The organism is Streptomyces sp. NPDC041068, assembly GCF_040647455.1.
Lineage (GTDB): Bacteria > Actinomycetota > Actinomycetes > Streptomycetales > Streptomycetaceae > Streptomyces.
Genome location: NZ_JBEZCG010000006.1, coordinates 128,149 through 142,329 on the forward strand (window position 1 = coordinate 128,149; position 14,181 = coordinate 142,329).

The following is a 14,181-nucleotide window of genomic DNA, read 5'->3' on the forward strand; positions in this document are numbered from 1 at the left end:
GGTTCCGCTAAATTACATCACGTCACATCTGTCCCCTTTTTCTAGTTTTCTCTAGTCTTTGGGAAAATCGCTCGGCACGGGCGCGAGGCCGCTGGGGAAGGCGAACCTCGACCCACACTGGAGGTCCCGGTGACGACACGTGGAGTTCTGTATGTGCACTCCGCTCCGCGCGCGCTGTGCCCACACGTCGAGTGGGCTGTCGCGGGCGTGCTCGGTGCGCGTGTGAGCCTCGACTGGATCAGGCAGCCCGCGGCGCCGGGCACCTGGAGATCCGAATTCTCCTGGCAGGGCTCGGTGGGCACCGCCTCCAAGCTCGCCTCAGCCCTGCGCGGCTGGGATCTGCTGCGCTTCGAGGTCACCGCGGAGCCCTGTGCCACCGCCGAGGGCGAGCGCTACAGCGCCACTCCCGAGCTCGGCATCTTCCACGCCGTCACCGGGATCCACGGCGACATCCTGATCCCCGAGGACCGGCTGCGCGCCGCGCTGGCCCGCTCGCAGCGCGGCGAGAGCGACCTGGAGGCCGAGCTCGCCAAGCTGCTCGGCAAGCCCTGGGACGACGAACTGGAGCCGTTCAGGTACGCGGGCGAGGGCGCGCCGGTGCGGTGGCTGCACCAGGTCGTCTGAGCCCACGCCCCGACTCGTACGCGAAAGGGCCCCCACCGCACGGTGGGGGCCCTTTCGGTTGCGCAGTGCGACCGGGTCAGACGGTCCGGAACGCCAGGACGACGTTGTGGCCTCCGAAGCCGAACGAGTCGTTCAGCGCGGCGATCCTGCCCTCGGGGAGCGGACGCGCCGTGTCGCGGACGATGTCCGCGTCGACCTCGGGGTCGAGGTTCTCGATGTTGATCGTCGGCGGGGCCACGCGGTTCTTGAGCGCGAGGACCGTGGCCACGGTCTCCACGCCGCCCGCGCCACCCAGCAGGTGACCCGTCATCGACTTGGTGCTGGAGACGGCCATGTGGTCGACGTCGTCGCCGAAGGCCTTGCGCAGCGCCTTGATCTCGGCGACGTCGCCCTGCGGCGTCGAGGTCGCATGCGCGTTCACGTGCATGATCTCGGCCGGCTTGAGGTCCGTCGTGTCGATCAGGTTCTGCAGCGCGGCCGCGATGCCGTTGCCGGACGGCTCGGGCTGCGTGATGTGGTGCGCGTCGGCCGAGATGCCCTGGCCGACGGCCTCCGCGTAGATCTTCGCGCCGCGGGCCTTGGCGTGCTCCTCGGACTCGAGGACGATCACGCCGGCGCCCTCGCCGAGCACGAAGCCGTTGCGGTCGGCGTCGTAGGGACGCGAGGCGCCCTGCGGGTCGTCGTTGTTCTTGGACATCGCCATCATGTTGCCGAACGCGACGATCGGCAGCGGGTGGATCGCCGCCTCCGTGCCGCCCGCGACGACGACGTCGGCGCGACCGGTGCGGATCATCTCGATCGCGTAGCCGATGGCCTCGGCGCCCGAGGCGCAGGCCGACACCGGGGTGTGGACGCCCGCGTGGGCGCCCAGCTCGATGCCGACGTTGGCCGCCGGGGAGTTGGGCATCAGCATCGGCACGGTGTGCGGGGAGACGCGGCGTACGCCCTTCTCCTTGAGCACGTCGTACTGGTCGAGGAGCGTGGTGACGCCGCCGATGCCGGACGCGATGACCGCGCCCAGACGGTGCGGGTCGACCGAGGTGTCCTCGCCCGCCTTGGCGGTGTAGCCGGCGTCCGCCCAGGCCTCCTTGGCCGCGATCAGCGCGAACTGCGCCGAGCGGTCCAGCTTGCGGGCCTGCGGCCGGGGGATGATCTCGCCCGGCTCCACGGCGATCTGACCGGCGATGCGGACCGGCAGCTCGGCTGCCCAGTCCTGCTCCAGAGCGCTGACGCCGGAGCGGCCCGCGAGCAGGCCCTCCCACGTCGACGCTGCGTCGCCACCCAGCGGTGTGGTTGCGCCGATACCGGTGACGACCACGGTGCGATTGGTCGAGTTCACAGGAAAATTCTCCACGGTGTTGAGGGGATCAGCGGCGCCACCGCCGGGTGGCGACTGAGCACGGCTGGATCAGCCCTGGTGCTCGAGGATGTACTTGGTCGCGTCGCCGACCGTCTTGAGGTTCTTGACGTCGTCGTCCGGGATCTTGACGTCGAAGCGCTCTTCGGCGGCGACGACGACCTCGACCATGGACAGCGAGTCGACGTCCAGGTCGTCGGTGAAGGACTTGTCCAGCTGGACGTCCTCGACCGGGATGCCGGCGATCTCGTTCACGATCTCCGCGAGACCGGCGACGATCTCTTCCTGAGTGGCGGCCATGTTGGCGCTCCTTCGTATGTATCCAGAGGGTGTGGCGCCCGCCGCGGCAGCGGCAGGTTGGTTGCAGCCGTACGGATCGGAAGATCCGGACGTGATGCCTAGGGGAGGGTAACGACCGTGGCGGCGTACACGAGACCCGCCCCGAAGCCGATGACGAGCGCGGTGTCGCCGCTCTTCGCCTCGCCGGTCGCCAGGAGCCGCTCCATGGCGAGCGGGATCGAGGCGGCCGAGGTGTTCCCGGTGGTCTCCACGTCACGGGCGACCGTGACGTGCTCCGGCAGTTTCAAAGTCTTCACCATCGAGTCGATGATCCGCATGTTGGCCTGGTGCGGAATGAAGACGTCCAGGTCGTCCGCGGTGATTCCGGCCGCGTCCAGCGCCTGCTGGGCGACCTTCGCCATCTCGAACACGGCCCAGCGGAAGACCGCCTGGCCTTCCTGCGTAATGGCAGGGAACTTGTCGGGGGCGCCGTTGCGGTACGCCTCCCAGGACTCGGTCTGCTTGATCGTCTCGGACTTGTCGCCCTCCGAGCCCCAGACCGTCGGGCCGATCTTCGGTTCCTTGGCGGGGCCGACGATCACGGCACCGGCGCCGTCACCGAACAGGAACGCGGTCGCGCGGTCGTGCAGGTCGGTGAGGTCGCTCAGCCGCTCCACGCCGATGACCAGGACGTACTCGGCGGAACCCTCGACGACCATGCCCTTGGCGAGGGTCAGGCCGTACCCGAAGCCGGCGCAGCCCGCGGAGATGTCGAACGCGGCGGGCTTGCCCGCGCCGATCTTGTCCGCGATCTCGGTCGCGATGGCCGGGGTCTGCTTGAAGTGCGAGACGGTGGACACGATCACGCCACCGATCTGCTCGGGCGTGATGCCCGCGTCGGCGATCGCCTTGCCCGCCGCCTCGACGGACATCGCGGCCACGGTCTCCTCGTCGGAGGCCCAGTGGCGGGTGGCGATGCCGGAGCGGGAGCGGATCCACTCGTCGGACGAGTCGATCGTCTCGAGGATCACCTCGTTCGGCACGACGCGGGTGGGCCGGTAGCCGCCGACGCCCATGATCCGCGCGTACGGTGCGCCCTGACTGGGCTTGATCTTCGACATGCGCTACGGCTCCTTGTCTGTCGTCGGCTCAGGAATGCTCGGCGACGAGCGCGCGGGCCGCGTCGAGGTCTTCGGGGGTCTTCACAGCGAGCGTCTTGACACCCTTGAGCGCGCGCTTGGCCAGACCGGTCAGGGTGCCGCCGGGGCACACCTCGATCAGCGCCGTGACACCGAGCTCCTGGAAGGTCTCCATGCACAGGTCCCAGCGGACCGGGTTGGCCACCTGGCCGACCAGACGGGAGATCACGTCGGCGCCGGTGGTGACCGTCTTGCCGTCGCGGTTCGAGACGTAGGCGAACTTCGGGTCGGCGGGGGTGAGGCCCTTCGCGGCCTCCTCCAGCGCCGCCACGGCCGGAGCCATGTGCTGCGTGTGGAAGGCACCCGCGACCTTGAGGGTGACGACCTTGCGCACGCCCTCGGGCTTGTCGGCCTCCAGGGCAGCCAGCTGCTCCTTGGTGCCCGCGGCCACGACCTGGCCCGCGCCGTTCACGTTGGCCGGCGTCAGGCCGAGCTTCTCCAGGTGCGGGAGGGTGACCTCGGGGTCGCCGCCGAGCAGCGCCGCCATGCCGGTCTCCGTGACGGCGGCGGCGTCGGCCATGGCGAGCCCGCGCTTGCGCACGAGACGCAGGGCGTCGTCGTCGGTGAGCACGCCGGTGTACGCGGCGGCCGTGATCTCGCCGACGCTGTGTCCCGCGACGGCGCCCGGTGTGATGTCACCGAGTGCCGAGGCCGACAGGATGCCGGCGGCCACGAGCAGCGGCTGCGCCACGGCGGTGTCGCGGATCGCGTCCGCGTCTCCTTGCGTGCCGTAGTGGGCGAGGTCGAGCCCGATGGCGTCCGACCAGGCGGCGAGCCGGTCAGCGGCGCCGGGGAGGTCGAGCCAGGGGGTCAGGAAGCCGGGCGTCTGAGCGCCTTGGCCGGGAGCGACGAGTACGAGCACTCTCACACTCTCTCTTGTGGACGGTGGGGCCCGCCCGTGGGGACAGGGACGAAGAACGGCTGGGGGAATTGTAGAGGCCCGACAAAATCCTACGATTGAGGATCCCCGTCGGCCAGACGCCCCAGGATCAGCGCGATCCGCAGCGTGAATGCGGAGCGCACATCGGAAGGTGACCAACCGGTGACGTCAGTCACACGTCGAAGCCGGTAGCGCACGGTATTCGGATGAACGAAGAGCATCCGTGCCGCCCCTTCGAGGCTGCTCGCCTGCTCCAGATAGACACTGAGGGTTTCCAGGAGCGCCGAGCCCGCTTCCTCCAGTGGTCTGTAGATCTCCTCCACCAGCTGTTCGCGTGCTGCCGGATCCCCGGCGATCGCGCGCTCGGGCAGCAGATCGTCCGCGAGGACGGGCCGCGGGGCGTCCTGCCAGGCAGCACAGGCCTTGAGCCCGGCGGCGGCGGCCTGCGCGGAGCGGGTCGCGGCGAGCAGGTCGGGGACGATGGGCCCGGCCACGACGGGACCGGCGGCGTACGGCCCGATCAAGGACTTCGCCACATGCAGCGGATTGTCGTTGCCCCCCGCGATGACCACCAGGCGGTCGCCGAGCACACCGGTCAGGACCTGCAGCTTCGCGTGCCGGGCGGCGCGGCGGATGGCCTCGACGGTCAGCTCGCTGTCGCCGTCGGGAGCGGTGCCGAGGACCACGCAGACATGCTCGGGCGAGTTCCAGCCAAGGGCCGCGGCACGGGAGACGGCACCCTCATCGGCCTCCCCGGAGAGCACGGCGTTCACCACGAGCGACTCCAGGCGCGCGTCCCAGGCACCCCGTGCCTCGGCGGCCTGCGCGTAGACCTGCGCGGTGGCGAAGGCGATCTCGCGGGCGTAGACGAGCAGGGCCTCCCTGAGCACGGACTCGTCACCGGGAGCCGCGACCTCGTCGATCGCGGACTCCATCACCTCGATCGTCGTACGCACCATCTCCACGGTCTGGCGCAGGGTGATCGCCCTGGTCAGCTCGCGGGGGGCGGTGCCGAAGACGTCGGTGGAGATGGCCTGGGGCGCGTCCGGGTGCCGGAACCACTCGGTGAACGCGGCGATACCGGCCTGGGCGACCAGACCGATCCAGGAGCGGTTCTCCGGCGGCATCGCCCGGTACCAGGACAGCGTCTCGTCCATGCGCGCGATGGCCTGCGCCGCGAGGCTCCCGGACGACTTCTCCAGGCGCTTCAGGGTCGCGGCGTGCGCATGGGCGGTCCGACGGGCGTCCGGGCCGGATTCCCGGCGGGGCTCCTGATGGGCTTCGTTCGCTGAGGGTTCGGGCACGGGGACAAGACTGCCTTATCGGGGCGGGGACATGCGGTGCCGGGGCTAACGTGGGGGACGTGATTGATGTACGGCGCTCCGGCGACCGGTACCGCGGCGGGGAGCCGACGGCCGGCATCGAGTCGTTCCACGCGTTCTCCTTCGGGCCCCACTACGACCCGGACAACCTCCGCTTCGGCGCGATCCTGGCCTGCAACGAAGAGCGCCTGGCCCCCGGCGCGGGATTCGACGAACACCCGCACAGCCACACGGAGATCGTGACCTGGGTCGTCGAGGGCGAGCTCACCCACCGCGACTCGACGGGCCACGCCTCGGTGGTGCGCCCGGGCGATGTCCAGCACCTGTCCGCGGCGGGCGGCGTCCGCCATGTGGAACGCAACGACGGCGCGGACACCCTCGTCTTCGTCCAGATGTGGCTGGCCCCGCTCTCCCCGGGCGGCGACCCGTCCTACGAAGTGGTCCGCGGCATCGCCGACTCGACGCCCTACGCGGTCCCGGAGGCGGGCGCGCTCCTGCACGTGCGCCGCCTTGCCGCGGGCGAGCGCACCGCACTGCCGGACGCGCCTTTCGCGTACGCCCATGTGGTGCGCGGGGAAGTGCGGCTGGGAGGGGCCCAGTTGGGGCCGGGTGACGCGGCGCGGATCACGGGGGAGGCGGGCCTGGAGGTGGTCGCGTCGGCCGCGGGCCCCGTGGAGCTCCTGGTGTGGGAGATGGCCGGAGCCTAGAGGTCCCCGGCGGGGGAGGAGCGGCGCCGTCGGTGCCGGGAGGGTTGGCCCCGTCGGCGCAGGGAGGGTCCCGCCGTCGGTCCGCTCAGAGCTCGGCCAGCACCGCGTCGGTGAACGGCGGCCACACCTCGACGGCCCACGGCCCGAAGGGGCGGTCGGTCAGCGCGACGCACGCGGCGCCCGCGTCGGGGTCCACCCACAGGAACGTCCCGGCCTGCCCGAAGTGCCCGAACGTCCGCGGCGAGGATGAACTCCCCGTCCAGTGCGGCGACTTGGAGTCCCGGATCTCGAACCCGAGGCCCCAGTCGTTGGGGTTCTGATGCCCGTACCCCGGCAGGACGCCCTTCAGCCCCGGGTACGTCACCGTCATCGCCTCGGCCACGGTCCGCACGTCGAGCAACCGCGGCGCCTGTACCTCGGCGGCGAACCGCACCAGGTCGTCGACCGTGGAGACCCCGTCCTTGGCGGGCGACAGGCCCCCTTCGAGCGTGGTGGACGTCATCCCCAGCGGCTTGAGCACCGCCTGCCGCAGATACTCGCCGAAGGCGATGTCCGTCGCCTTGGCGATGTGGTCCCCGAGCACCTCGAACCCGGCGTTCGAGTACAGCCGCCGCGTCCCCGGCGCCGAGGTCACCCGGTGCTCGTCGAACGCCAGCCCGCTGGTGTGCGCGAGCAGGTGCCGCACCGTCGACCCCTCGGGCCCGGCAGGTTCGTCGAGCTCGATCGCCCCTTCCTCGTAGGCGACGAGCGCCGCGTACGAGGCGAGCAGCTTCGTGACCGAGGCGAGTGCGAAACGCCGGTCCGTGGGGCCGTGCGTCCCGACGACCGTCCCGTCCGCACGGACGACGGCGGCGGCAGCGGTGGGGACCGGCCAGTTCTCGATCAACGCCAGGCTCTGCATGCCTACGAGCCTAAGCGCCCTGCAGTCGCAGCCGCATCGAGGGGTCGGGCTTGCGCACGAAGCCGAGCGAGGCGTACAGCGGCTCCGCCTCCGGCGACGTGTTGAGGTCCACGCTGCCCGCCCCGCGCTCACGGAACCAGTCGAGCAGAGCCTCCGTGCACGCCCGCGCGTGCCCCCGGCGCCGCTGGTCCGGGTCGGTGGCGACGCTGAACACATGGCCGACCCGGCCGTGCGGATTGCCGACCCGACCGATCCGGTACTCCAGCGTCCCCGCCACCAGCGCCGCGAGCCCGCCCGGCCGGTCCGGGTGGTCGACCACGAACGCCGCGAAGTCCCCCTGCCGTTCCTCGAGCCGACGCCGTACGGTCGTCGTCGACTCGGCGTGCCAGCTGGTGTCCGACTCGATCGCGGAGCCGGCCGCGAAGACCGAATCGATCATCACCTGACGCAGCCTGATCAGTTCTTCGGCATCCTCTGGCGTGGCCCGGCGCACAAGATTCATGCCGGGCACGGTAGTGACCATGAGCTGAGACGTCTCTCGGATTTCCGCTCCCTTCCCTCGGATTCCCTCGGATTCCCTCGGATTCCCTCGGATCCACTTGCTTGGAGCGCACTCCAAGGTCCTAGCGTGAGGGGCATGACGGTGATGGACACCACCCCCGCACCAGCCCGCCCCGCACCCGGGTCCGAGGCCTGTGCCTCGGTGCCGGCCGGGCCACCGCGCCCGGACGGGCAGGACAACTACACGATCAGCGAGGTCGCCGCCTTCACCGGCCTGAGCGCGTACACCCTGCGCTGGTACGAGCGGATCGGTCTGATGCCGCACATCGACCGCTCCCACACGGGACAGCGCCGCTACAGCAACCGCGACCTGCGCTGGCTCTCCCTCGTCGGCAAGCTGCGCCTGACGGGGATGCCCGTGGCGGACATGGTCCGCTACGCCGAGCTGGTGCGCGAGGGCGAGCACACCTTCGCCGAGCGCCAGGAACTCCTGGAGGCGACCCGGCGCGACGTCCGCGCCCGCATCACGGAGCTGCAGGACACCCTTGCCGTCCTGGACTACAAGATCGACACGTATGCGAGCGCCCGGCGGGCGTCGGAGAGGCCCTGAACACCGATGACGGCTGAGAACACCCGTGGAAACACCCCTCCTCACATCACCGCGGACATCGCGAAGGTGCGACTCGGCACCGGCGGACCCGAGGTCGGCGTCCAGGGCCTCGGCTGCATGGGCATGAGCTTCGCCTACGGCCCCACGGACGCCGACGAGGCCAGGGCCACCCTGGACCGCGCTCTCGAACTGGGCGTCACCCTCTACGACACCGCCGACGTCTACGGCATGGGTGACAACGAGAAATTCCTCTCTTCTTTTGTCAAGGAACACCGTGACGAGATCGTCCTCGCCACCAAGTTCGCCCTGGCCATCGACCCGGACGACCCGACGAAGCGGATCGTCGACAACACTCCCTCCTATATCCGCTCCAGCGTCGAGGCCAGCCTCCGCCGCCTGGGCACGGACGTCATCGACCTCTACTACATGCACCGCCGCGACCCGGACGTGCCCATCGAGGAGACGGTCGGTGCACTCGCCGAACTCGTCGCCGCCGGCAAGGTCAAGCACCTCGGCCTGAGCGAGGTCACCGGCAGCGAACTGCGCGCCGCGCACGCCGTCCACCCCATCGCCGCCGTCCAGTCCGAATGGTCGCTCTTCAGCCGCGACATCGAGCGGGGCGTGGTCCCCGCCGCAGCCGACCTGGGCGTGGCCCTCGTGCCCTACTCCCCGCTCGGCCGGGGCTTCCTCACCGGCTCCTTCGTCAACGCCGACAAGGAACTCGGCGAGGACGACTTCCGCCGTCAGCAGCCCCGCTTCACCGGCACCAACGCCGCCGCCAACGCCGCCCTGCTGGCCCCCGTCCGCGCCGTCGCCGACGCCCACGGCGCGAGCCTCGGACAGATCGCCCTGGCCTGGGTGCAGCAGCAGGCCACGGCGCACGGCCTGCCCGTCGTCCCGATCCCCGGCACCCGCAGGCGCACCCGCGTCGAGGAGAACACCGCGGCCACCCGCATCACCCTCTCCGACGACGAACTCGCCCTCCTCGCCCCGATCGCCGCCGACGTGGCGGGCGACCGCTACGCCGACATGACCTTCACCTCGGCGGGCCGCGAGTAGCCGGAACCAGCGCGGCGGGCCGGGACCCGGGTGACGGGCCGGGACCCGAGCGAGCAGCAGGGACCGATGGCCCGGACCGCCCGCTCGCTCAGGCCAGTCCCAGGGCGAAGACCGCGAAGCCCGCCGCCAGGAGTCCGGCCAGCGCCCGCCGGGCGTGGGTCGCCCGCTTCCAGGGGGCCTCGAAGCCGCGGGCGTACCGGCCTATGAGCATCAACAGCCCCGCGATGAGCGGAAGCCAGGCGATCCGCGCGGCTATCCACCCGACGGTGTCCGGGCTCGTGGTCAGCCCCGGCACCGCGCCGAGGAACGAGCCGGGCACGGCCGCCGTGAGCAGCGCCGTCTGGTGCCAGCACAGGATGGTCATCGCCGACAGGTTGATCACGACCACCGGTGCCCACAGGGCAGGCCTGCGCAGCAGACTGCCGATGCGGTCCCGCAGCAGGATCGCCGCACCGCTCTGCGCGGCGGCGAGAGCGAGGACCAGCAGCGACGGCGGATGCGAGTTCGTGCGGGCCTCGCCCGGGACGCCGACCATCGACGCCGGGTAGTGGAAGGCGAGGAGCAGGGCGGCGAAGAGCGCCGTGCCGCCGACGAGCAGCAGCCACGCACCGCGCCTGCCCAGCTTCTTCTCGCCCCAGCTGACGCCCAGTTGATAGGCGAACATCCAGCCCGGCAGCAGATTCAGCAGGCTCAGCCAGGAGGGCATGGCGTCCGCGAACGGGCCGTACCGAAGGAAGTCGACGACGGCGACCGAACCGAGCAACGGCACCGCGGCCCAACCTCCCATCCGCTCCGCCAACCGTATGCACCAGGGAGTGAGAGCCGTGATCACCGTATAGACCCCCACGAACCACAGGGGTTGGATGACCAGCGTGGATCCGGTGCGCAGTGTCGTGCCCGGCACTCCCAGGGCGTACAGCACCGGGATCAGCGCGGCCCAGACGGCCGCCACCCCGAGGACCGGCCTGCCGAGTCTGGCGAGGCGCCCGCGCAGCCAACTGCCCGTCGACTCCCCGCGCGCCACGGCTCGGCGGTAGGAGAGCGTGGAGGCATAGCCGCCCACGAGGAAGAAGATGCCCAGCATCTGCAGCACCCAGCTGAGCGGTGCGAAGAAGCCGAACGAGGACAGTGGGCTGGCGTTGTGCAGGGCGCCGCCCGAGTCGAGGGTGAAGCCGCCCAGGAGCCAGTGTCCGAGCGGTACGGCGAGCAGGGCCAGGGCGCGCAGCCCGTCTATGGCCCGGTCCCGGTGGGCGGGGGTCTTGGCGTCGATGGCGGATGCCGTGCCGCGCAGTCCGCTCAGGGTCGGAAGGCTCATGTCCGTGCTCCGGTGGGTCGGTTGACGCTCGGGGAGTGGTCTCCGTCGGCTATGCGGGCGAAGGCGCGCAGGGAGTCGGTGCCGGGCGCCAGATAGCCGGTGTGGCCCTCGGCCTGCTCGGCCGGGACACGGCGGGCCCCGAAGCCGGGGGAGGTGGGGTCCTCGCCGTGGCCGAGGCCGAACAGCTCGACGCTCGGCACCTTGTCGATCCAGTCGCTGTCGTCCTTGGCGGCCCAGACCCGGGCGGTGGTGTGCAGATCGGCCACGCTGTCCGCCCGCATTCCGGGGGAGCCGAACACCACCAGGTCGGAGGCGGGCAGCTGTGGAGCGGCCAGGCCGCACACCACTGAGCCGTAGCTGTGGCAGAACACGGCGGGGCGCGGGGCACCGGATGCCGTCAGGCCCTGCGTGAAGCGGACGAGGCGGGGCGCACCGGCCTCGGCGAGCCGACCCGTGGCGGCGTCGGGGCCGATGCCGACCGGGGTGGTGTATCCCACCCAGGCCACCACGGCGGTGCGGTCGCCCGCCGCCTTGTGCAGGGAGCGGCTCATGCCGGCCGGGGCGCCGTACTCGTCGTGGGTGCGGTCGAAGTTGCTCAGGTCGATGTCGGAGCCCGGCACGACGACGGACACGTGCTCGGCCTTCGCCAAGTCCCCGTACACCTCGGCCACTTGGCCGCGCCCTCGCGGATCGAAGGCCAATATCTGTCGGCCGGGGGCGAGCAGTTCGTCGTAGCGAACGACCAGTGAGCGCGCCCGCTCGTGGTCCTGCAGGGTGAGGTCGGGATCGGTCGACCGGGCCTTTTCACGGGCCCGCTCGGCGCGCAGGGAGCGGGAGTTGGCCTCGTACCGAAGGGCTGTGGGGGCGCCGTCCAGATTGCCGACGACCGAGGGGTGGCGCACCACCAGCTCATGCCGCTGGGCGGGGCTCAGCGAGTCGAAGAACGCGGCGATCCGGGCGGGGGAAGCGGTCGCCGGGTCCGGCAGCCGCACCCCCAACGCATGGTCCGCGCGCCAGGAACTCGTGCCGGGCGGTGGGCCGGTGAGCGGCTGCTGTTCATTGCCGACGGCCCAGCCCGCCGTGCCGGCCACGACCGTCGTGGTGAGCGAGGCGGCGACCAGCGCCCTCTTGCTCCGTGCTTTCCAGGACCGAAGCCGCATGGCCCGTCTCCCTCCCCGCTTCGTGGCGCTCTGTGGCCTGACGAAGCGAAAGGTAGGAAGACGGTGTGCGGCGGTACGTCACACCGCGGAGCCAACTCTCAGGTCATACCGGGGTATGCGGTGGTGATACCGAGGTAGGGGGTGGGCTACTGCTCGCCGGGGGTGACCAGGCCCGACTCATAGGCGAAGATCACGGCTTGGGCGCGGTCCCGCAGGTCCAACTTGTTGAGCACACGCCCGATGTGGGTCTTGACCGTCTGCTCGGCGAGCACCAGGCGCTCGGCGATCTCCTGGTTGGACAGGCCGCGCGCGATCAGCACCAGTACCTCGGTCTCACGCGGTGTCAGGCCGTTGAGCCGGAGCGACTGGTCCTTGCGCGGCGCGGTCCGCTGCTTGGCGAAGTCCGCGATCAGACGGCGGGTCACGGACGGGGCGAGCAACGCCTCACCGCCCGCCACCACGCGTACGGCGGAGATGAGGTCGGCGGGCGGTGCGTCCTTGAGGAGGAACCCGGAGGCTCCGGCGCGCAACGCCTCGTACACGTAGTCGTCCACGTCGAAGGTGGTGAGCATGAGCACCTTCGGCCGGTGCACGACACCCGGCGGCGGGTCCAACAGGGCGCGGGCGGCGGCGAGTCCGTCCATCTCCGGCATGCGGACGTCCATCAGGACGACGTCGGGATGGGTGCTGCGGCTGACCTCGACGCCCTGTTTGCCGTCCGGCGCCTCGCCCACGACGTCGATGTCGCTCTGCGCCGCGAGCAGCGCGGCGAATCCCGCCCGCACCATGGCCTGGTCGTCGACGATGATCACGCGGATGGTCATGCGGTGCCGGAGTCCTTTGGGAGAAGGGGGAGTCGGGCGGCCACGCGGAAGCCGCCGTCGGGCAGCGGCCCGACGTCGACCGTGCCGCCGACCAACCGTACGCGCTCGCGCATGCCGACGAGTCCGTGGCCCGTGCCGCTGCCCTCCAGAGGGGCGGGTGGCTCCTTGGACGGGCCGTTGACCACGAGGATCAGCAGGAACTCGTCGTCCAGGCTGACTGTGATCTTGGTGGGTGCGCCCGGTGCGTGGCGCATCACGTTCGACAGGGCTTCCTGGACGATGCGGTAGGCGGACAGGTCCACGGCCGGGGTCACATCCGCCAGGTGCGTGAGGATCGCCAGCTCCGGGCGGGAGAGGTCGATCGGTATACCGGCCCGCACCGTGGCCTCGACCAGGTGCGGCAGTCGGTCGAGGCCAGGCTGGGGCGCCCGCTCGCCGTCCGCCCCCTCGCTGCGCAGCACCGCGAGCAGGCGACGCATCTCGGTGAGGGACTCCCGGGCGCTCGCCGCTATGCTCCCGAACTCCTCGCATGCCTCGTCGGGAAGTCCCTCGAGGCGGTAGGGAGCGGAGTCCGCCTGCACGGTGATCACCGACATGTGGTGGGCGACGACGTCGTGCAACTCTCGGGCGATACGGGCCCGTTCCTCGAGAAGGGTGCGCTGGGCGCGCTCGGCCTCGCTGATGGTCTCCTGCTCGACGAGCCTGCGCTGGGCGTCGCCGCGCTCACGCAGCAGCGCGCCGAGCAGCAGCACGGCCCCGCTCAGGACCATCAGCAGCACACTGGTGTCCTGGCTGCCCTCGCCGCGGAACGCGCCGAGCACCAGTCCGGCGACCACGGTGACCAGCCAGATCACGAGCAGGGTGCGGCGGCTCTCCCGCAGGGACAGCGCACAGCACAGGACCAGATACCCCACGATGATCATGGGGGTCCACGGGGCGGGGCGCCCGGGATCCGCGGCCATCGTCGCGATCGCCCCGAAGACGTCCGCGACGATCACGATCCACCAGGCCGGGAGCGGCCGGGTGATCGCGAGGAGCAGGGGGGCGGACTGGGCGACGCCGAGGGCACCTGCCAGGCCGCCGTCCACCCCGTAGTCGTTCGTCAGGACTTGGACGGTGACCGGGATGAGCACGGTGACGAAGCACACCGCGATCACCAGGGGCAGCATCCGCACCCAGCGTTTGGGCGCGTGCGCGAGCAGTGGCTCGGCCGGGCCCGCGGGTGTGGAGAGCGAGGTGCCCGCCGTCCGCAGGCCGTCGAGGATCGCGGCGGCGGCACGCCGAAGGGCGGCCGCGCGCCCCTCCCGCGGGGGCGCAGGACGGCGCGGCTCTTGGTCGTGAGGTGTCGATGTGCTGCTCATGGCCTGATCAGCGTAGGCGTGAAGCCCCGGTCATGACGTCATACCGGGGAGCCGGACCGCACCTCATACCCAGGTATCACCC

General features: G+C 71.1%; 15 protein-coding genes. 4 read left to right on the forward strand and 11 right to left on the reverse strand.

Going from position 1 to position 14,181, the window contains the following annotated elements:
* The first annotated feature begins 129 nt into the window (after positions 1–129).
* A complete protein-coding gene (locus tag AB0B50_RS15350) occupies positions 130–624 on the forward strand; it encodes a DUF3145 domain-containing protein (RefSeq protein ID WP_055700593.1) in 495 nt (164 codons plus the stop codon).
* A gap of 76 nt (positions 625–700) precedes the next feature.
* Here AB0B50_RS15350 and fabF read toward each other — a convergent pair whose 3' ends face one another.
* The 5 genes from fabF to fasR form a co-directional block, all read right to left on the reverse strand.
* Complete coding sequence (gene fabF, locus AB0B50_RS15355; protein ID WP_362330727.1) at positions 701–1,963, reverse strand: beta-ketoacyl-ACP synthase II; 1,263 nt, start codon at positions 1,961–1,963, stop codon at positions 701–703.
* 69 nt (positions 1,964–2,032) lie between these two features.
* Positions 2,033–2,281, reverse strand: a complete 249-nt coding sequence (locus AB0B50_RS15360) for an acyl carrier protein (protein ID WP_016642582.1) — start codon at positions 2,279–2,281, stop codon at positions 2,033–2,035.
* A 98-nt stretch (positions 2,282–2,379) separates the two neighbouring features.
* Positions 2,380–3,381 carry a ketoacyl-ACP synthase III gene (locus AB0B50_RS15365; RefSeq protein WP_055700591.1) on the reverse strand — a complete coding sequence of 334 codons (1,002 nt, stop codon included), beginning with the start codon at positions 3,379–3,381 and terminating at the stop codon, positions 2,380–2,382.
* 28 nt (positions 3,382–3,409) lie between these two features.
* Entirely contained in the window at positions 3,410–4,321 is a 912-nt protein-coding gene (locus AB0B50_RS15370) for an ACP S-malonyltransferase (RefSeq protein ID WP_362330731.1), read from the reverse strand.
* Between the two features lie 89 nt (positions 4,322–4,410).
* On the reverse strand, positions 4,411–5,550 hold the full coding sequence (gene fasR, locus AB0B50_RS15375) for a fatty acid biosynthesis transcriptional regulator FasR (protein ID WP_362331598.1): 1,140 nt from the start codon (positions 5,548–5,550) through the stop codon (positions 4,411–4,413).
* 152 nt (positions 5,551–5,702) lie between these two features.
* On the opposite strand from fasR, the gene AB0B50_RS15380 reads away from it, so the two are divergent.
* Positions 5,703–6,368, forward strand: coding sequence for a pirin family protein (locus AB0B50_RS15380; RefSeq protein ID WP_362330734.1), 666 nt, complete (start codon positions 5,703–5,705; stop codon positions 6,366–6,368).
* Positions 6,369–6,453: 85 nt separating this feature from the next.
* Here AB0B50_RS15380 and AB0B50_RS15385 read toward each other — a convergent pair whose 3' ends face one another.
* Together AB0B50_RS15385 and AB0B50_RS15390 are read right to left on the reverse strand one after the other, a co-directional pair.
* On the reverse strand, positions 6,454–7,269 hold the full coding sequence (locus AB0B50_RS15385) for a serine hydrolase domain-containing protein (protein ID WP_362330736.1): 816 nt from the start codon (positions 7,267–7,269) through the stop codon (positions 6,454–6,456).
* 10 nt (positions 7,270–7,279) lie between these two features.
* Positions 7,280–7,771, reverse strand: a complete 492-nt coding sequence (locus tag AB0B50_RS15390; RefSeq protein ID WP_362330739.1) for a GNAT family N-acetyltransferase — start codon at positions 7,769–7,771, stop codon at positions 7,280–7,282.
* A gap of 135 nt (positions 7,772–7,906) precedes the next feature.
* Here AB0B50_RS15390 and AB0B50_RS15395 point away from each other — a divergent pair, with 135 nt between their 5' ends.
* Entirely contained in the window at positions 7,907–8,380 is a 474-nt protein-coding gene (locus tag AB0B50_RS15395) for a MerR family transcriptional regulator (protein WP_362330742.1), read from the forward strand.
* A gap of 117 nt (positions 8,381–8,497) precedes the next feature.
* The gene (locus tag AB0B50_RS15400; RefSeq protein WP_362331601.1) at positions 8,498–9,439 is read left to right on the forward strand and encodes an aldo/keto reductase; all 942 of its coding nucleotides are present in this window, start codon (positions 8,498–8,500) and stop codon (positions 9,437–9,439) included.
* Positions 9,440–9,527: 88 nt separating this feature from the next.
* Here AB0B50_RS15400 and AB0B50_RS15405 read toward each other — a convergent pair whose 3' ends face one another.
* The 4 genes from AB0B50_RS15405 to AB0B50_RS15420 form a co-directional block, all read right to left on the reverse strand.
* Complete coding sequence (locus AB0B50_RS15405) at positions 9,528–10,754, reverse strand: acyltransferase (RefSeq protein ID WP_362330745.1); 1,227 nt, start codon at positions 10,752–10,754, stop codon at positions 9,528–9,530.
* Complete coding sequence (locus AB0B50_RS15410) at positions 10,751–11,914, reverse strand: alpha/beta hydrolase (RefSeq protein ID WP_362330747.1); 1,164 nt, start codon at positions 11,912–11,914, stop codon at positions 10,751–10,753. The genes AB0B50_RS15405 and AB0B50_RS15410 overlap by 4 nt, the downstream gene beginning before the upstream one ends.
* A 146-nt stretch (positions 11,915–12,060) precedes the next feature.
* Positions 12,061–12,738 carry a response regulator transcription factor gene (locus AB0B50_RS15415; protein ID WP_362330750.1) on the reverse strand — a complete coding sequence of 226 codons (678 nt, stop codon included), beginning with the start codon at positions 12,736–12,738 and terminating at the stop codon, positions 12,061–12,063.
* Positions 12,735–14,099 (reverse strand): sensor histidine kinase, encoded by a 1,365-nt coding sequence (locus AB0B50_RS15420; RefSeq protein ID WP_362330752.1) that lies wholly within the window; start codon positions 14,097–14,099, stop codon positions 12,735–12,737. Before AB0B50_RS15420 ends, AB0B50_RS15415 begins: the two co-directional genes overlap by 4 nt.
* Positions 14,100–14,181: the final 82 nt, after the last annotated feature.